Source organism: Cupriavidus sp. 10L45 (assembly GCF_056395225.1).
The window spans coordinates 34,683-51,334 of the sequence record NZ_JBFTJC010000002.1 but is presented as its reverse complement, the minus strand read 5'-3'; the positions used below and the strand labels follow the sequence as shown (position 1 = coordinate 51,334).

The window sequence follows — 16,652 nt, the reverse complement described above, 5'->3', positions numbered from 1 at the left end:
TGCGCGATGACCAGCTCGACGGCTTTGCGGGGTGGCGCGATGGCTGATGCGCACCGGGTGCCGCCCGCGTGCGTGCCCCGGCCAGGCCAGACGCGTTTCGGTCCCTGTCTCGGTTCCTTCCTCGCCACGCTGGGGCTGATCGTCCTGCTGCTGCTGTGCACACCAGTGGGCGCGGCGGGGCTCGACTACCGCACGTCCTGGGTCGGCAATACGCTGGGGTTCGGCAATGGCCGCTGGGTGCCCAACGCCGTGGAGGACATCGCCGTCACGCCGGAGGGTGTGGTGGTGACCAACACCGAGTGGGACGAGGCCGGCGGCGAGATCACGCTCATCCGCGACGGCAAGGTCGATGGCGTGGGCGACCACACCCACGGCTGGGGCAACTTCGGCGGCGACGCGATCGCCGTGGGCGACGGCTACGCCTTTACGGCGGCGCGCATCGAGAATGCCGGCGGCAAGCTGGCCAACCGGCCCGGCTATCCCGAGAAGAACACGGTCTGGTTCGGCCTGATGCGGCGCGAACTCGACCACCTGTCGCGCGGCGCGCCGTTCGAGGGCGGGGTGGGCAATGCCGACGACGTGAACCCGAGCCCGGTGCTGAACAGCTTCCTGCGTATCACCGCCGTGCGCGAGGGCGAGGACGCCGCCGTGCGCGGGCTGGCGGTGCAGAACAACGTGCTCTATGCGGCCACGCCGCTGCGCAACCGCATCGACCGCTTCGACACGCGCACCATGCGCCGGCTGGGCACCTGGGAGGCCGAGCAGCCGGGCAAGATGGCGCCGGACGGCGCCGGCAACCTGTGGGTGATCCTGCGCACGGCGGGCACGCAGGGCCGGCAGGTGGTGCGTTTCGACGCCGACGGCAAGCGCACCGCGCAGGTGCCGCTGCCGGCCGGCACCCTGCCGGTGGACATCGCCGTGGGCGTGGACGGCCGCCTGCTGATCGCCGACAACGGCCCGAACCAGAACCTGCTCTGGTTCCAGGTGGAGGGCAACACCGTGACCCCGGCGGGCGAGCTGGGCGAGCGCGGCGGCGCCTACAGCACCCGCAACGGCGCGCGCGCGGGCAGCGTGGGACCGCTGCGCTTCCAGGGCCTGACCAGCGTGGGCCTGGATCGCAAGGGCAATATCTACGTGGCGATGAGCGGCATGGGCCCGCGCCCGGTGGGCCATCGCCCCTACCATTTCGGCGCCGTGCTCGAAAGCTACACGCCGGACGCCAAGCCGCGCTGGCGGTTGGAGGGCCTGCTGTTCCTCGACACCGTGCATGTCGATCCGGGCGACCCCGGCTGGGCCTACACCGGCACCCGGCGCTTCCGGCTCGACTTCGACCACATGGACCCCGGCAGCGAGTGGCGCTACACCGGCATCACGCAGGACCCGTTCCGCTACCCGCAGGACGCCGCCTTCGCGGCGGGCCCCGAGGGGCGCGGCTTTCCGCTGATGCGGCGCATCCAGGGCCGGCTGTTCGGCTTCTTCACGGACCGCCACGCCAAGTACCTCAAGATCTATCGCTTCGATCCGGCCCGCTCGGAACTGGCCGTGCCGGCGGGGTTCATCTCGACCCGGCGCATCGAAGGCAACTGGCCGCCGTTCCAGCCGCCATCGGGCGAATGGATCTGGCACGACGACAACGGCGATTCCCGCTTCCAGGCCAACGAGTTCGAGCGCAACAGCGGCCGCGACGCCCCCGCCATGCAGGCCTGGTGGGTGGACGACCGGGGCGACGTCTGGGCCGGCTCCTACGACCAGGGCATCCGCCGCTTCCGCCTGCGCGGGCTGGACCGCCAGGGCAATCCCGACTACAGCTTCGACACCGTGGAGCGCGAGCCGATGCCGGCGCCGTTCACCAAGGTGCAGCGCCTGCAATATTTCCCGGAGACCGACACCATGTACCTGACCGGCGCCACGGCCGCCAAGCCCTATGACCCCGGCCAGTGGGACTCGATCGGGCGCGTGGTGGCGCGCTACGACAACTGGCGCGGCACCAGCCGCAACACCGTGCGCAAGCCGCGCTACGTGGTGGAGCTGGACAGCCTGCCGGGCCGCCGCCCGACGCAGGGCATCGAGGGCATCGCCGTGGCCGGCGACTACATGTTCCTGGTCGAGGCCGAAAAGGCCCATGTGCGGGTGCTGGAGAACCGCACCGGCCGGCATATCGGCGTGATGACGCCGGGCGGCGAGGTCGGCAACGAGAGCGGCTGGGTCGATGTGCCGATGGGCATCACCGCGCTGCGCCGCCCCAATGGCGAGTATGTGGTCTTCGTCGAGGAAGACGCGCGCGGCAAGAACCTGATGTACCGGTGGCGCCCGGCGGCGGTGGCGGCGGCATCGGCCGGGGAGGCGAAACGGCCATGATGGACGTCACCCTGCGGCGCAACCTGCTGATCAACCTGACCGGGCTCGCCCTGCCGACGCTGGTGTCGCTGGTCACCGTGCCGCTCTATATCAAGGTGCTGGGCGTGGACCGCTTCGGCGTGATGACGCTGGTCTGGGTGCTGGTGGGCTATTTCACGCTGTGCGACTTCGGCATCAGCCTGGCCGGCGAGAAGCGCATCGCCCGCGCGCTGGCCGTCGCCGACCGCACCGACATCGCCCTGACGTTCTGGAGCGCGCTCTGGACCAGCCTGGTCACCGGGCTGATCGGCGCGGTGATCCTGTGGGGCGTGGCCGGCGCCTATTTCCACTGGGCCACGCACGCGCCCGAGGCGCTGCTGAACGAGGTGACGCGGGCGCTGCCGTGGATCGCGCTGTCGATCCCGGTCGGCAACGTGGCGCTGGTGTTCGCCGGGGCCATCAGCGCGGCAGAGCGCTTCTCGGTCTTCAACATCAACCAGACCATCGGCACGGTGATGTTCCAGGTGCTGCCGGTGACGGCGGCCTTCGTGTTCGCGCCAACCCTGCAGGTGGCGCTGTGCACGGCGGTGATCGCCCGGGCCATCAGTGCGCTGATGCTGGGCGTGGCGGCGGTGCGGGTGCTGGAGATCGACACCGTCCAGCGGGCCCAGCGCGCCTGCGTGCGCGCGCTGTTCGGCTACGGCCGCTGGCTGCAGCTGACCGTGGCGGCCAACATGATCGGCGAGTCGCTGGACCGCGTTGTGGTCGGCGCGCTCCAGCCGCCGCGCTTCGTCACGTACTACGCGGTGCCGCAGAACCTGGTGTCCCGGCTGAACCTGCTCTCGGGTGCGCTCTCGCGCACGCTGTTCCCGCGCCTGGCCGCCGCCCCGCGCGAGGAGGCGGTGGAGATCGCCCATCACGCGCTCGGCTTTCTCCAGACCCTGCTCACGCCGGTGACGATTGGCGCGCTGTTCGTGCTGGAGCCGTTCCTGCGCTCGTGGGTGGGGCAGGAGCTGTCGTCCAGCTCGGGCGAGATCGGCCGGATCATGATCCTGGGTGTGTGGCTTGGCGGACAGACGACCGTGGCGCGCAACCTCATGCTGGCCCAAGGCAAGGAGGCGGGTGTGGCGCACGTGTCGCTGCTGCTGCTGCCGGCGTTTGCGCTGCTGCTGTGGGGCGGGGTCTACGTGTTCGGCATCCAGGGTGCGGTGATGGCGGTGCTGGTGCGCGGGGTGGCCGAGTATGCGGCGCTGCTGCGGCTCTGCGGCATGCGCGCAAGGCCGCTGGTGCATGAGATGGCGCCGCACCTGGTGTTCGTCTCGCTGGCGCTGCTGCTGGCATCGCACGTGGACGGCTGGCTCCCTTGCCTGGCGGCGGGCACGGCGCTCGCCCTTTGCAACATGGGATGGTCGCTGCACAGCTCGGCTACGTTCCGGGATGTGGCGAAGTCGGCCTGGCGGCGCGTGTCGCCGCGCCCCACGCCCGATGGCGCGGCACCGGATGTCGCCGCGCCCGCTAACCACGAAGGGAAGACATGAGGATCCTTCACCTGGCCAACCACGCCCGCGATGTCGGCAACGGCATCGTGAACGTCATGGTGGACCTGGCGGTGGCGCAGGCCGCGGCCGGGCACGCGGTCACCATCGCCTCCGCTGAATGCGGGTTTGGCGAACTGCTGGCCGGCTCGGGCGTGCGGCACGTGACGCTGGCGCAGCGCAAGCCGCTCGCGCTGCCGCTGGCGGTGCGCGAACTGCGCCGTCTGACGCGGGAGACCACGCCGGACATCGTCCACGCGCATATGGTGTCCGGGGCGCTGGTCGGCGCGCTGGCGCGCCGCGCGGGCGGCGGGCGCTACGCGCTGGTGACCACGGTCCATAACGAATTCCAGCGCAGCTCGGACCTGATGCGCCTGGGCGACCGCGTGGTGGCCGTCAGCGGCGCCGTGGCGGCGTCGATGACCGGGCGCGGCATTCCGGCGGACAAGATTCGCGTGGTGCGCAACGGCACCATCGGCTCGGCCCGGCTGGCGCGCCTGCCGGCGGCACGAAAGACGCTGGCGGGGCCGTCGATCGTCACGGTATCCGGCCTCTACGCGCGCAAGGGCGTGCTCGATCTGATCGATGCCTTCGCCGATGTGCACCGCGCCGTGCCGGGCGCGCAGCTCTATCTGGTCGGCAACGGCCCGGACCGCGCCGCCTGCGTGCAGCTGGCGGAGGATCTGGGCGTCAGCGACGCCGTGCACCTGCCCGGCTTCGCGCGCGACCCCCGGCCGTGGATGCGGGCCGCCGACGTATTCGTGCTGGCCTCGCACTCGGAGTCGTTCCCGCTGGTGCTGAGCGAAGCCCGCGAGGCGGGCTGCGCCATCGTCGCCACGGCGGTGGGTGGCGTGCCCGAGGCGCTCGGCTACGGCGCGGCGGGCCTGATCGTGCCGGCCCAGCGGCCCCGCCTGCTGGGCGAGGCGCTGTCGAGCCTGCTGCGCGACCGCGACACGCTCGACGGCTGGCGCGCGCGCGCCGCACAGGACATCGACTGGCTGCGCGTGGACCGCGTGGAGCGCGACTACGGCGCCATCTACACCGAATTGCTGGCCGAGCAGTTGGCGGGGGCGCGACCGCCCCAGCACGCCCCCCATGCCCCCCTTCCCGTCGCCGGCGTGACCGAGCCCGCCAAGGAGCTTGCGCGCCATGGCTGAACAGGACCCCCCACGTATGCTGCACGTAGACCTGCTGGCCCATGGCGCCAGGACGGGCAACCATCAGCCGTCGCCTGCACGGTGCGTGCTGTTCGTCGACCAGAGCGGCGAGATCGGCGGTGCGCAGCTCAGCCTGCTCGACATCGCGCGGCATCGCCGGCATGACAGCGAGGTGGTGCTGCTCGCCGACGGCCCGTTCCGCGAGCGCCTGGCCGCGCAGGGCGTGGTGGTGCGCGTGGAGGCGAGCGACGCCGTGGCGGCGCTGCGCCAGCGCGGATTCGGCGCGAGCGCGCTGCGCGGCCTGCTGGCGCTGCCCTCGCTGGTGCGGCGCGTGGCCCGGCGTGCGGCTGGCGCGGACGTGGTCTACGCCAACACGCAGCGCGCCATGGCGGTCTGCGTGCTCGGCAAGTGGCTGCATCGCCGCCCGGTGGTCTGGCACCTGCGCGATATCGTCGATGACAGCTTTTTCGGCGGCACGCAGTTACTGGCGATCCGCTGGCTGTCGCGCGGGCTCTCGCGCGTGGTGGCCAACTCGCAGGCCAGCGCGGACGCGTTCCGCAGGCTGGCCGGCGAAGGCGTGCCGGTGGACGTGGTGCATAACGGCATCGATCCCGCGCCGTTCGACGCCGCGCTGCAGCGCGACCGCATGGCGCTGCGCGTGGCGAACGGCCTGCCCGCCCGGGGCCTGGTGGTCGGCCTGTTCGGCCGGCTGACGTCCTGGAAGGGCCATCGCGTGCTGATGGATGCGGTGTCGCGCATGCCCGACACCACCATGGTCGTGGTGGGCGGGGCGCTGTTCGGCGAGCACGCCTACGAGGCGTCGCTGCGCGAGCGCGCGGCGCAGCCGGACCTGGCGGGGCGCGTCCATTTCACCGGCTTCCGGGCCGATGTGGCCGAACTCATGCACTGCATGGACGTGGTGGTGCATGCCTCGACCCGCGCCGAGCCATTCGGCCGTGTGGTGGTGGAGGGCATGCTGGCGGCGCGCCCGGTGGTGGCGACGGCGGCCGGCGGTGTCACCGAGATCGTCGACGATGGCGAGACCGGCATCCTGATCCCCTGCGACGATGCCCCGGCGCTCGCGGCGGCCCTGACCCGGCTGGCTGACGCCGCCGAGCGCGACCGGATGGGCGTCCGCGCCCGCGCGGCAGCGGTGGCGCGCTTCTCCCCCCAGGCCATGCTCACGGCCGTGGACCGCATCGTGGCCGACGTGGCACGCCGAGACGGCGTGGCGCAGGACGCGCCCGCCGTCTGACTTCCTTCCTGACTAATTAGATAGATCAGCGTGGCGTGATGGTTGCCGAACCGGTTGCCGAACCGGTCACCGAGTCGGCGGTTATCGGCGTCACGCCGCCGGTGGTGCCCGCGCCGCGCGCGTGCCGGTGGATGTAGCCGCAGGCCAGCCGCGTGGTGCGCCACGCCTCAGCCACGCCGCGCAGCCCCTGCTGGCGCACGTTGTGGGCCAGGTTGTGGGACACGGCCGCCATCAGGAACACCGCGGCCTTGGCCGGGCGGCGTTCGCTCCAGCCATAGCGCTTGAACGTGGTGTAGATGCGCGAGGCGTGCAGGAACGGCCGGTAGTAGTCGCGGTTGGCTGGCGACGGGAAATGATGATTGGCCGCGCTGGCCAGCCATTCGATGCGGAAGTTGTGCTTGAACACCGCCCGGCTGGCCAGGTCGATCTCGTCGTAGCCATAGACCAGCTGCTCGTCGAAGGCCACGTGTTCGAACAGCTCGCGCGGAAACACGGTGCTGTTGATCACGATCGAGTACATGCGCTCGCCGCAGCGGTAGTTGTGCTGCTGGAAGCCGAGGAAGGCGCCCTTGTGCGGCCGGACGCGCTCGCCGTGGCAGACCTCGGTGCCGGTCAGGATCAGCCGGTTGGCGGGCCCGCCGGCGGCCACGTGGTGCACGTGGTCGTCGAGCAGCCGTTCGGCCATCTGCTGGAGGAAGGTCTCGCCCAGCGTGGCGTCATCGTCGATAAACAGCACGTGCGTGCCCGTGGCGGCAGCCAGGGCGCGGTTGCGGTTGGCGCAGAGGCCGCGGCGCGGCCCTTCGACGTAGGTGATGGCCGGGAACTCGCCCAGCATCATGTCGCGCGTGCGGTAATCCGTGCTGTCGTCGGAGACGATCAGCTGGTGCACGGGCGTCGTGGAGGTCTGGACCGATTGCAACGCGCGGCRCAGGTCGTCGGGCCGGTTTCGCGTGCAGATGCACAGCGAGAACGTCGGCAGGAAGCTGGCTGACATGGCGATTTCTCCCGTCGGGCTGGTGCCCGTATCGTCGTTTGCAGCCTGTGCGGCTGTCTTCGTCAGTCTGGGAGGCGCGGCCACCGGGGTCTGTACGCTCGCTCACTCACTCCCCGGCTCCCGCGCCTGCGCGCGGGGAGCCCCGGGGAGGGGGGAGCAAACGCGGCTCAGATGCCGGGCTGCGTGGGGAAGGACGCCTCGCGCCGTACCGCCGGCGCCGCGCGCGTGGCGCGCTCGTCGCCGCTGACCCAGTCCAGCGTGGCGCCGCGTTGCAGCGCGGCGTAGACCGCTTCGCCCTTGTTCTTGACCTTCAGGCGCTGGTACAGCGTGCAGGCGTGGCTCTTCACCGTGGCCACCGAGATATTGAGCATGCGGCTGACCGTCTTGATCGGATAGCCGCGTGCCAGCAGCACCAATACCTCGTACTGGCGCGGCGTGATCTTGAGCATCTCGGCTTCGTCGTAGCTCGGTTCGTCCTCGGTCAGCGGCTGGGCCGTGGCACGCAGGGCGCCCATTGCGGCGCGGGGCGTGGCGGCGCAGGCGGCCAGCGCGTGCGGATCGGTCTGCACCGTGGCGGTCAGCGGCAGCGGCGCAGCCGAAGCCAGCGACAGCGTGGCCGGCAGCGCCGAACGCGAGGCGGCCGGGGCGGTCGCCACGGCGGCCGGCAGGGCATCGCCCGCGAACATCAGGCCCTGCACGCTGGAGATGGCGAGCCGGATGGCGGCTTCGATCACGGCCAGCGAGGCCGATTTCGGCAGGCAGCCGCAGATACCCCGCGCGGCGTCAGCCGTGGGCGCATGCAGCGGCAGCTGGTCGGACAGCACCAGGATGCGTTGCGGCGCAAGCCGTTCGCGCGCCAGTTCCAGTTGTGTCCAGCCGGCGAACTCGTCGGCGGGCATACCGAAGACCAGCAGGTCGGCATTGCGGTGTGGGGTGTCCAGTTTGCCGATGTCGGCTGGCGCAAGCGCCAGTACATGTCCGGATTCCTGGATGGTTTCGAGCATCTGCAACAGCCCGAGGCGGAGCAGTGGATGCTCCTCGATCAGCAAGGCGTTCATTATTCTTCACTCCCCGTTGGCGGGTGAGCTGCGGGCGCTTTGCGTAAGGGAATATCACCGGCAGGGCGGCCACCCATGACAGATGCCGCGAAGACCGCTTGAACCCCGTGCTTCCGTGTCAGTCGATGTCCAGTTGTGAGATTGGACTTTGCCGCGCGACCGGAAGGTTGACCCGAACCCTAACCCGAAAAAATCTCGCTCCTAAATTCGGCTTAAATTCATCTTATGGGCTGGTTCATCCGAAAGCAAGCGGGTGGAATTCAGCGTCTGCTGAGGTGGAATGAAAACGAACTCATAATCCGTTGCTAAACCGAGCCACCCCTCATGCGTTTGGGCGGCGATGTTCGCCAAACGCCATCTGGCACAGGCTGGCCGCCCGGTTGCAGGCCTGATACAGGCGGTCCCGAATATGTTTCACCACTGCAACCATATTGAATAAAAGACACACGATAAATGGAAAAAGCTCACCCGACTGGGGGGTATGGCATTAACGAAAGTCTGCTTTATGCGCCAGTTTTGCAACCATTACAAAATGACTGGCGGATGGCGGCAGGAGCAGTTCTCCTTTCGTGGGGAGTCTCGTGGCCTAGTGCAAAAGGATGAGAGTGAAATCCCACCTCCGGAGGAAAGTAATCGAGGGTGTTAAGGGGGCGGCGCCCGGCTTGCCACCCACCTTCGTGGGGATACACCCCACCTCCCGGGGGAGGGCTGAAAGCCCAATGGACCGATTGCCGGAATAGGAAAAGGAAGGGAAACGAAAAGGAAACGGGCCGGACCACATGCCCATGGTCCGGCCCGTTTCCTTATTCAATGGCTACGCTTAGCGCGCCCAATACCCTGGACGCCTCACCCAGCCGCGGGGGCTCTGCACCCAGCGGTCCGGCACATAGCGGTAGCCGGGGCGCGCCGCCTGGTAATAGCCGCCGCGCCAGGCGTAGTTGCCCTGCACGCGGTCGTAGTGGCCGGGCACCCAGACCTTGCCGGGCCGCGGCGCCGGGCGCACTTCATGGCGCGGCGGCGGCGGGCGGTCGTCGTAGCCATTGCCATGGGCCTGGGCGGGCGACATCAGCCCGAAGGCACTCCCGGCGGCAAGGACAGCGGCGGCAAGCATCAGTTGGCGTTTCATGGTGGTTCTCCTTCTACCGGGTCATCCGGTCGGGCAAAGCAAGCTGCGGGATTGGGTTTGTTCGATGAAGTCCGACGCCGTGGCCGATCAATAGCGGCCGCGGTCGTGGTAGTGGTAATGGCCGCCGCGCGGCGSCACGACGATGCAGGCCGAAAGCAGGGCGCTCGTGGTGGCCAGCAAAAGGGTCAGGGCGATGGCGCGTTTCATGTGGGACTCCGTATGCGATTCGCTCGGTGGCGGTTCGCGTTGAACACGGCTTCACTGTAGCGACGCACCCCCGCCCCGCGCGGTTGCACTTGTAAGGCAGTCTTCGCGCCGGATGCGGCGAAAACGCCTCCCAATCGGCTTGGCCCATCGCCCGCCAGCCCTTGTCGGATAAGGCTTTGCGGCGAAGTGACGCCTACGCCCGCGGCGGGGCTGGCCGCAAGGCCCAGGGTAATGTGGCGTTACATCGGAAATGTCTGCTGCAAAGATTTGCCACGGGGGCAGCGCTGTCCTGATCCATTGACGTCGCCACGCTTCGCGCAGAAACGGGTACGCTTCAGCCTGTGCGCCCCGCACGGCGGGCTTCCCCGCAACGGTGCGCACCCCGCGCCGACGCCCTCGCCGGTCTCCGAAAACGCCCCACGGTGCGTCATCGGCAGCCGATTCCGGGGCCGCGCGCGTGGCACGAAGCTTGCGCCAGTCTGTTCGCCGTATTCCCGAGGGAGGACGTCATGCCGGTCATGTTCATCGTGCTGATCCTGCAGGCGCTCGAAGGCCTGAGCCCGCTGTCGGTGCCGCGTTTCGCGCGGATGCAGTTCGAAGACAGGGGCGATGCCGTCGCGGTCATGGAGCGCTCCAGCGTGCCGTGACCCCATCCGCCGTTCTCTCCCGGGCCAATGCCAAATACCAATGGAGGGAACATGAATCGCAGTGACGTGACCGATCTGATCATCGAAGCCAAGGTCAGGCGCGGGATTTCCTGGGCGCAGGTGGCCGAGCGCGTGGGCAAGAGCAAGGAATGGACGACGGCCGCGTGCCTGGGCCAGATGGTGTTCGACGAAGCCGGCGCGCGCGCCGTGATGGAGATCTTCGACCTCCCCGCCGAAGCCGAGCCGTGGCTGCGCACCGTGCCCTACAAGGGCTCCCTGCCCACCCAGGTCCCCACCGACCCGCTGATCTACCGCTTCTACGAGCTGGTCAGCGTCTACGGCACCACTTTCAAGGCGCTGATCCATGAGGAATTTGGCGACGGCATCATGAGTGCCATCGACTTCCGCATGGACCTCCAGCGCGAAGCGGACCCCAACGGGGACCGCGTCCGGATCGAGATGTCCGGCAAGTTCCTGCCCTACAAGACGTATTGAAGGGCGCCGGGGCGGGCAGGCCGCCCCGGCATTTCCGTGTGTCGGATCGCACAGAGGCCGCGCGCCTCCCCTCGCCAGAATGCAGGAAACTGCCATGCGGCAACCCAGGGGGAGACACGGGCCATGCAGATCACTTACGACAAGCAGACCATCAACGCGTCCAACCCGCTGGCACGTTTTGCGCACCGGAGCCGGATCGCGCTGGGCCTCGGCATGGTGTCCGCCCGCTGCCCGCACGGCGGCACGGTGGTGGACTTCGGCGCGGGGCCGGGGTTGTTCCTGCACCGGCTTGGCCAGGCGCGGCCTGACCTGTCGCTGGCCGGACTCGACCCCTACAAGACCCCGGACTACCCCGAGATCCGCTATCTGGCCGAAATGGACGCCCAGCCCGCCGACTCGGTGGACATGCTGACCGCGTTCGAAGTCTGCGAGCACCTCTATGCGGACGAGGTCGACACCTTCCTCGACGACGCCCTGCGCATCCTGCGCCCCAGCGGCACGCTGATCATCTCGGTGCCGGTGATGTATGGCGTCGCCATCGTGCCGAAGCTGCTCAACGGCATGGTCAGCGAGCGCACGTTACGCATGGATCACACGCCGGGCGAGGCACTGCGGGCGCTGATGGGGTTGCCGGTCACGCGGCCGGACAATCCCCGCCATACCCACAAGGGTTTCGACTTCCGCAAGCTGCGCGCGCAGGTGAGCATGCGCTTCGACGTGGAAGCCGAATCCACCAGCCCCCTGCGTCAGCTGCCGTGGTGGCTCAGTTCGCAAGTCTTCATGATCTGCCGGCCACGCGAGGCCTAGGGCCCCGGAGGCTGGCTTCAGCCGAAGAACTCGTTGTAGTAGCGCGTGCAATGGCCCGATTGGCGGAAGGTGTAGGGCAGTTCCGCCATGGCGGCTGCGTCGAGCGAGCCGAAGGGGATGTCGAGGTCCAGGTCGTGCTGGGCGGTCTGGTCGTCGGTGCGGGAAGTCTGTTGCGGATTCACGGTAACGCTCGCTCAAGTCAATGGCGCGTTCTGGGCGCCGGGGTCTGGAAGTTCGACGGGCGGGATCGCCGCCACGGGTTGAATCCTACGCAAGCAATGCGTATCGATCATCGGGGCGCGCCTCAAAACACTATTTCACGATCGCCATCAATCGTCGGGACCTATCGGGCCGATAGGGTCCACCCTTCCCCCATCACTCGCCCCAGAAAGCGCCGCCGCCTTCCCGTGACGGGTCTATAGTGGGCTGGGGAGCCGCTCCCTCGCGGCGCCTGTCCCCCTGTCCTTCCAGTCACCGCCAACGCCTGCGGGAGCACGCCATGACACTACCGCCGTGCTATGCCGACCGCCGCGAGGCGGGCACCTATCTGGGCCGGGATCTCGCCGAACGCGGGATGGGCCATACCGATGATGGCCAGCCGGCGCTCGTGCTGGCGCTGCCCCGCGGTGGCGTACCCGTGGCTTTCGAGGTGGCGCGCGCGCTGGACGGCGCGCTGGACGTGCTGCTGGTGCGCAAGATCGGCGCCGCCGGCTACCCGGAACTGGCGCTGGGCGCGGTGGTGGAGGGCGATGCCAGCGGCGGCGAGCCGCATACCGTGGTCAATGACGATCCGTGGGCGCAGCGTTCGGTGGAGTCCGGCGCCTTCGATGCCGAGCGCGGCCGCCAGCTCAACGAGATCTGCCGGCGCCAGCAGCGTTATCGCGGCGGGCACGCCGTGACGGCGATGCAGGGGCGGCAGGTGATCGTCGTCGATGACGGCGTGGCCACCGGCGCCACCATGCGCGCGGCCCTGCACGCGGTGCGGGCCGCCGGCGCGGCGCGGGTCGTGGCGGCCACCCCGGTCGGGGCGGCGGACGGGCTCGATTCGCTGCGCGAAGTGGCCGACGAAGTGGTGTGCCTGAAGACCCCGGACAGTTTCGGCGCCGTGGGCGCCTTCTACCTCGACTTCACGCAGACCAGTGACGAAGAGGCGCTGACCCTGCTGCGTGAGGCGCAGTTGTCAGCGATCACCGCCGCGGGCAGCCAGCCGGGCCTTCAGGTGCGGCACCAGCCCACCCGCCCGTAGCAGCGCGCGCAGGAAGTCCGGCATCGGCTCGCACGCCAGGTGCGTGCCGTCTTCGAGCCGGATACGCGCGCCGTCCAGATCCAGCGTGGCGCGCGCGCCATCGGCCAGTAGCGCCGCCTCGGCGCACACCATCACCGGCAGGCCAAGATTGAGCGCGTTGCGATAGAACAGTCCCGCGAAGGATGGCGCGATGACGGCCGCCACGCCGAGGTGGCGCAGCGCCTGCGGGGCCTGCTCGCGCGACGACCCCATGCCGAAGTTGCTGCCGGCCACGACAAGGTCGCCGGGGCGCACCGAGGCCGGAAACTCCGGCCGCAGCGAGGCCAGGCAATGCTGGGCGAGCACGTCGATGCCGGCCTTCATATAGGTGCCGGGCGCCATGGCGTCAGTATCGACATCATCGCCAAAGCGCCAGATCCGGCCGGCTTGCGGCAGGGGGAATTCGGGGGCGGGGGGCATGTAACGCGTTGTCTGTCTCTTTCTGGTTTTTATGGGGATGCTACGGATGATGCGGGTGCAGCGAGTCAGGCGAGCAGCGTGCGGGGATCGGTAATGCGCCCGGTCACCGCGCTGGCAGCTACGGTCATCGGGGAGCCCAGCCAGACTTCGCTGCCGGCATCGCCCATGCGTCCCGCGAAGTTGCGCGCGGTGGAGGCGATGGCGTGGCTGCCGGCCGGGAAGCGGCTCGCGCCATAGCCGGCACAGGCGTTGCAGGCGTTGGGCAGCAGCGCGGCGCCGGCATCGGTCAACACTTGCAGCGTGCCTTCGCGCGCGGCCTGTTCCTGGTCACGCAGGGAGGCCGGGGCCACGCGCAGCGACACGCCGGGCGCCACCTTGCGCCCCCGCAGCACGCTGGCCGCCATGCGCAGGTCCTCGAGCTTGGCGCCGGTGCAAGCGCCCAGGTAGGCAATCTCCACCGGCTGGCCGGCGCTGACTTCCACCGGCGCGCTGTTGGCCGGCGAATGCGGCGCGGCCACCTGCGGCGCGAGCGTACTGGCATCGAAACAATGGGTGGTCAGGACCGGCGCACCGGCGTCGCTGCGCCAGTGGCGGGTGTCGATGGCGGCCAGCGCGGTGGCATCCACGCCGGCTTCGGCCAGCCATGCGAGCGTGGTGGCGTCCGGCGCAACCAGCCCGGTCTGCGCGCCCAGTTCGGTACTCATATTGCACAGCGTCATGCGTTCCTGCATCGGCAGGGCGGTGACGGCGGCGCCGGTGTACTCGATGGCCTCGTAGTGGCCGCCGGCCATGCCGAGCTGCGCGCACAGGAACAGCATCATGTCCTTGGCGCAGACGCCGGTGCCCAGCGCGCCGCGCCAGTCGATGCGGATGGTCTGCGGCACGCGCAGCCAGATCTCGCCGGTGGCCAGCACGCCGGCCATCTCGGTGGCGCCGATGCCGAACATATAGGCGCCGAACGCGCCGCCGGTGGGCGTGTGGCTGTCGCCGCCGACGATGAAGCGGCCCGGCAGCACGTGGCCCTGCTCGGGCAGCACCACGTGGCAGATGCCCTGGCCATCGATAAAGTTCGAAATGCCGGCCTCGCGGACCCAGTCGCGCGTAAATTGGACGATGGCCTCGGCGTCGGGGTCGGCGGCCGGCACGTAGTGGTCGGTCACCACCACGAAGCGCGTGGGATCCCACACCTTGACGCCCAGCTCGCGCAGCAGCGGCGCCACGCGGCGCGGGCCGCTGGAGTCGTGCGCCATCGCCAGATCGACCTTGCACATCACCACCGTGCCGGGCGTGACGTGCGCCACGCCGGCGGCCCGGGCGACCAGCTTCTGCGCCAGCGTGGCCGGCGGGGCGGCGGGGGGCTCGGCGGCGTGGCCGCTCGGCAGCGTCATTCCGGCTGGGCTCCCGAGTACTTGACCACGGTGGCCCAGCGCTTCACGTCCTGCTTGACGAAGGTGGCGAAGGCGTCCGGCGCCATCGCGCTCGGCTGGGCGCCGTCGTTCTCGAGCCGCTTGCGCACCGCTGGCGATTCCAGCCCGTGGCGCGCGGCCTGATACAGCGCCTGGGTCACCTCCGGCGGCAGGTTGGCCGGCCCGAACAGGCCGAACCACGCGCTGGACTCGAAACCCTTCACCGTCGCGCCAATCGGCTGCGCGCCCGGGAACTGGGGCAGCGGCGCGGGGCTGGTCACGCCCAGCACCTTGAGCTTGCCCGCCTTCACGTGCTGGGCGACGTTGAGCGTGCTGGCGAACATCAGGTCCACCTGCCCGGCGAGCAGGTCCGTGATGGCCGGCGTGGTGCCCTTGTAGGGGATGTTGACGATATAGGTGCCGGTCATCATCTTGAACATGTCACCGGCCAGATGCACCGACGAGCCAACCGAGCCGATGCCGAAATTGAGCTTGCCCGGCTCGGACTTGGCCAGCCGGATCAGTTCGGGGATGTTGTTGGCCGGCAGTTTCGGCGTGGCCACCAGCACGCTCGGCACCGTGGCCACCAGCGTGATCGGCGTGAAATCCTGGATCGGATCGAACGGCAGCTTCTTGTAGAGCGTGGCGTTGATGGTATGGCTGGTGAAGCTCATCAGCAGCGTGCTGCCATCGGCCGCGCTCTTGGCCACCATGTCCGCCGCGATGTTGCCGCCGGCGCCGGGACGGTTCTCCACCACCACCGGCTGGTCCAGCGACTGCGACATTTCCTGGGCGATGGTGCGCGCGAGGGTGTCCGTGGTGCCGCCGGCCGGCGCACCCACGAGGATGCGGATCGGCTTGCCGCCGGCTACCGCGGCGTGCGCGCCGGCGGGCAGCACGAGTGCCACGCACAGCGCCGCCGAGGCCGAAGCCATCAGCGCGGCGGGAAGGTGTTGGAACAGACGGTGGAAGGGGCGAAGAACAGCAGCGCGGGCGGGCGGACAGGCAGGCGGACAAGCGAGCTGGTGCGCGCGCGGGCGGACGACTGGCATGACGGTAGCTCCTCGACAGTGTGATCAGGAGTGCGCAGTATCGCCCGGAATCCGCCGCGCGCGGCAGTGGACAGGAGGGGGGTCAGTCGCGCAGGCCGGTGCGGGTCTCGTTTTCCACCCACACGTTGGCGCTGTCTCCGCCCATCGGCGACAGGTCCATGCGGTACTCATAGCGGTCGGGCCGGTACTGGCCCAGCAGCAGCTGCACCGGGCGGCCCGCCTTGTCGAGCACCACGCGGCGCACGGCCAGCAGCGCGCCGCCCACGGGGACGTCGAGCAGCGGGGCCACCACCACGTCGGCCAGGCGCGCGGTCAGCACCTGGCTGGCGCGGCCCAGTTCCACCCCGGCGGCCTCCAGCAGGCGCAGGATCGGCGTGCCTTCCAGATCCTTGCGTTGCAGCGGGCGGCCCAGGTCCACGGGCAGGTAGACGGTGATATGCGAGAGCGGACGGTCGCGGTAGTGGCGCACGCGCACGACCTTCACCACGGGGTCGCCCGGTTCGATCTTGAGCGCCTCGGCCACATCGGGGGTGGCGTGCACTTCGTCGATCGAGATCACCTTGACGGCGGTCTTCTCGCCCATGTCGATGATGTTGCCGAGCAGGCTGGTGGTGCGCTCTTCGGTGGCGGCCGGCTTCACCGGATGCGGGTTCACGAAGGTCCCCAGGCCACGATGACGCCGCACGAGACCTTCCTGCACCAGGCGGTCGAACACGCGGCGCATGGTTACGCGGGAGGCGTGAAACTGCTTGGCGAGGTCGATCTCGCCCGGCAGCGGGCCCTGCCCGAAACGGCCTTCCACGATCTGCTGGCGGAGGACTACGTAAATCTGGTGATACAGGGGAACGACGGCTTCACTCATGGTTTCCCT

The 16,652-nt window shown here is 69.5% G+C and carries 16 protein-coding genes; 8 read left to right on the top strand and 8 right to left on the bottom strand.

Features of this window, described 5'->3' with window-relative positions; genetic code table 11:
* Positions 1–39: 39 nt before the first annotated feature.
* From AC1DFU_RS03780 to AC1DFU_RS03765, 4 genes are read left to right on the top strand one after another with little or no spacing between them, the layout of a single operon-like run.
* On the top strand, positions 40–2,358 hold the full coding sequence (locus tag AC1DFU_RS03780; protein WP_092294244.1) for an NHL repeat-containing protein: 2,319 nt from the start codon (positions 40–42) through the stop codon (positions 2,356–2,358).
* Positions 2,355–3,875 carry an oligosaccharide flippase family protein gene (locus AC1DFU_RS03775; protein WP_441591181.1) on the top strand — a complete coding sequence of 507 codons (1,521 nt, stop codon included), beginning with the start codon at positions 2,355–2,357 and terminating at the stop codon, positions 3,873–3,875. Before AC1DFU_RS03780 ends, AC1DFU_RS03775 begins: the two co-directional genes overlap by 4 nt.
* Entirely contained in the window at positions 3,872–5,029 is a 1,158-nt protein-coding gene (locus AC1DFU_RS03770) for a glycosyltransferase (RefSeq protein WP_441591180.1), read from the top strand. Before AC1DFU_RS03775 ends, AC1DFU_RS03770 begins: the two co-directional genes overlap by 4 nt.
* The gene (locus tag AC1DFU_RS03765; RefSeq protein WP_477159853.1) at positions 5,022–6,284 is read left to right on the top strand and encodes a glycosyltransferase family 4 protein; all 1,263 of its coding nucleotides are present in this window, start codon (positions 5,022–5,024) and stop codon (positions 6,282–6,284) included. Before AC1DFU_RS03770 ends, AC1DFU_RS03765 begins: the two co-directional genes overlap by 8 nt.
* 25 nt (positions 6,285–6,309) lie before the next feature.
* On the opposite strand, the gene AC1DFU_RS03760 is transcribed toward AC1DFU_RS03765, so the two are convergent.
* The 3 genes from AC1DFU_RS03760 to AC1DFU_RS03750 all read right to left on the bottom strand — a co-directional run bounded on the left by AC1DFU_RS03760 (position 6,310) and on the right by AC1DFU_RS03750 (position 9,462).
* Positions 6,310–7,278, bottom strand: a complete 969-nt coding sequence (locus AC1DFU_RS03760; protein ID WP_477159852.1) for a glycosyltransferase family 2 protein — start codon at positions 7,276–7,278, stop codon at positions 6,310–6,312.
* A 167-nt stretch (positions 7,279–7,445) separates the two neighbouring features.
* Positions 7,446–8,336, bottom strand: coding sequence for a helix-turn-helix transcriptional regulator (locus AC1DFU_RS03755; RefSeq protein WP_092294254.1), 891 nt, complete (start codon positions 8,334–8,336; stop codon positions 7,446–7,448).
* Positions 8,337–9,156: 820 nt separating this feature from the next.
* Positions 9,157–9,462, bottom strand: a complete 306-nt coding sequence (locus AC1DFU_RS03750; RefSeq protein ID WP_092294256.1) for a YXWGXW repeat-containing protein — start codon at positions 9,460–9,462, stop codon at positions 9,157–9,159.
* A gap of 716 nt (positions 9,463–10,178) precedes the next feature.
* On the opposite strand from AC1DFU_RS03750, the gene AC1DFU_RS03745 reads away from it, so the two are divergent.
* The 3 genes from AC1DFU_RS03745 (at position 10,179) to AC1DFU_RS03735 (ending at position 11,618) form a co-directional block, all read left to right on the top strand.
* Positions 10,179–10,316: a hypothetical protein gene (locus AC1DFU_RS03745; protein ID WP_177219904.1), complete on the top strand. Its 138-nt coding sequence runs from the start codon at positions 10,179–10,181 to the stop codon at positions 10,314–10,316.
* Positions 10,317–10,367: 51 nt separating this feature from the next.
* Positions 10,368–10,811 (top strand): cyanase, encoded by a 444-nt coding sequence (gene cynS / locus AC1DFU_RS03740; protein ID WP_092294258.1) that lies wholly within the window; start codon positions 10,368–10,370, stop codon positions 10,809–10,811.
* 123 nt (positions 10,812–10,934) lie between these two features.
* Positions 10,935–11,618 (top strand): class I SAM-dependent methyltransferase, encoded by a 684-nt coding sequence (locus AC1DFU_RS03735; protein ID WP_255370797.1) that lies wholly within the window; start codon positions 10,935–10,937, stop codon positions 11,616–11,618.
* Between the two features lie 17 nt (positions 11,619–11,635).
* On the opposite strand, the gene AC1DFU_RS03730 is transcribed toward AC1DFU_RS03735, so the two are convergent.
* Positions 11,636–11,800 carry a hypothetical protein gene (locus AC1DFU_RS03730; protein ID WP_177219905.1) on the bottom strand — a complete coding sequence of 55 codons (165 nt, stop codon included), beginning with the start codon at positions 11,798–11,800 and terminating at the stop codon, positions 11,636–11,638.
* A 317-nt stretch (positions 11,801–12,117) separates the two neighbouring features.
* Here AC1DFU_RS03730 and AC1DFU_RS03725 point away from each other — a divergent pair, with 317 nt between their 5' ends.
* Positions 12,118–12,864, top strand: coding sequence for a phosphoribosyltransferase (locus AC1DFU_RS03725; RefSeq protein WP_092294259.1), 747 nt, complete (start codon positions 12,118–12,120; stop codon positions 12,862–12,864).
* Here the strand turns inward: AC1DFU_RS03725 and AC1DFU_RS03720 are convergent.
* The 4 genes from AC1DFU_RS03720 to AC1DFU_RS03705 form a co-directional block, all read right to left on the bottom strand.
* Positions 12,799–13,323, bottom strand: coding sequence for a LeuD/DmdB family oxidoreductase small subunit (locus AC1DFU_RS03720; RefSeq protein ID WP_092294261.1), 525 nt, complete (start codon positions 13,321–13,323; stop codon positions 12,799–12,801). The genes AC1DFU_RS03725 and AC1DFU_RS03720 overlap by 66 nt on opposite strands.
* A gap of 65 nt (positions 13,324–13,388) precedes the next feature.
* The gene (locus AC1DFU_RS03715; RefSeq protein ID WP_477125134.1) at positions 13,389–14,711 is read right to left on the bottom strand and encodes a 3-isopropylmalate dehydratase large subunit; all 1,323 of its coding nucleotides are present in this window, start codon (positions 14,709–14,711) and stop codon (positions 13,389–13,391) included.
* Positions 14,708–15,781 (bottom strand): tripartite tricarboxylate transporter substrate binding protein, encoded by a 1,074-nt coding sequence (locus tag AC1DFU_RS03710; RefSeq protein WP_369823416.1) that lies wholly within the window; start codon positions 15,779–15,781, stop codon positions 14,708–14,710. Before AC1DFU_RS03710 ends, AC1DFU_RS03715 begins: the two co-directional genes overlap by 4 nt.
* Positions 15,782–15,863: 82 nt before the next feature.
* Positions 15,864–16,643 (bottom strand): GntR family transcriptional regulator, encoded by a 780-nt coding sequence (locus AC1DFU_RS03705; protein ID WP_092294266.1) that lies wholly within the window; start codon positions 16,641–16,643, stop codon positions 15,864–15,866.
* Between the last annotated feature and the right edge of the window lie 9 nt (positions 16,644–16,652).

Excerpts from the sequence above, each read along its gene's own strand:
- AC1DFU_RS03780 (WP_092294244.1), top strand. The coding sequence starts at position 40 with ATGGCTGATGCGCACCGGGTGCCGCCCGCGTGCGTGCCCCGGCCAGGC.
- AC1DFU_RS03775 (WP_441591181.1), top strand. The coding sequence starts at position 2,355 with ATGATGGACGTCACCCTGCGGCGCAACCTGCTGATCAACCTGACCGGG.
- AC1DFU_RS03770 (WP_441591180.1), top strand. The coding sequence starts at position 3,872 with ATGAGGATCCTTCACCTGGCCAACCACGCCCGCGATGTCGGCAACGGC.
- AC1DFU_RS03765 (WP_477159853.1), top strand. The coding sequence starts at position 5,022 with ATGGCTGAACAGGACCCCCCACGTATGCTGCACGTAGACCTGCTGGCC.
- AC1DFU_RS03755 (WP_092294254.1), bottom strand. The coding sequence starts at position 8,336 with ATGAACGCCTTGCTGATCGAGGAGCATCCACTGCTCCGCCTCGGGCTG.
- AC1DFU_RS03750 (WP_092294256.1), bottom strand. The coding sequence starts at position 9,462 with ATGAAACGCCAACTGATGCTTGCCGCCGCTGTCCTTGCCGCCGGGAGT.
- AC1DFU_RS03745 (WP_177219904.1), top strand. The coding sequence starts at position 10,179 with ATGCCGGTCATGTTCATCGTGCTGATCCTGCAGGCGCTCGAAGGCCTG.
- cynS (WP_092294258.1), top strand. The coding sequence starts at position 10,368 with ATGAATCGCAGTGACGTGACCGATCTGATCATCGAAGCCAAGGTCAGG.
- AC1DFU_RS03735 (WP_255370797.1), top strand. The coding sequence starts at position 10,935 with ATGCAGATCACTTACGACAAGCAGACCATCAACGCGTCCAACCCGCTG.
- AC1DFU_RS03725 (WP_092294259.1), top strand. The coding sequence starts at position 12,118 with ATGACACTACCGCCGTGCTATGCCGACCGCCGCGAGGCGGGCACCTAT.
- AC1DFU_RS03720 (WP_092294261.1), bottom strand. The coding sequence starts at position 13,323 with ATGCCCCCCGCCCCCGAATTCCCCCTGCCGCAAGCCGGCCGGATCTGG.
- AC1DFU_RS03715 (WP_477125134.1), bottom strand. The coding sequence starts at position 14,711 with ATGACGCTGCCGAGCGGCCACGCCGCCGAGCCCCCCGCCGCCCCGCCG.
- AC1DFU_RS03710 (WP_369823416.1), bottom strand. The coding sequence starts at position 15,781 with ATGCCAGTCGTCCGCCCGCGCGCGCACCAGCTCGCTTGTCCGCCTGCC.
- AC1DFU_RS03705 (WP_092294266.1), bottom strand. The coding sequence starts at position 16,643 with ATGAGTGAAGCCGTCGTTCCCCTGTATCACCAGATTTACGTAGTCCTC.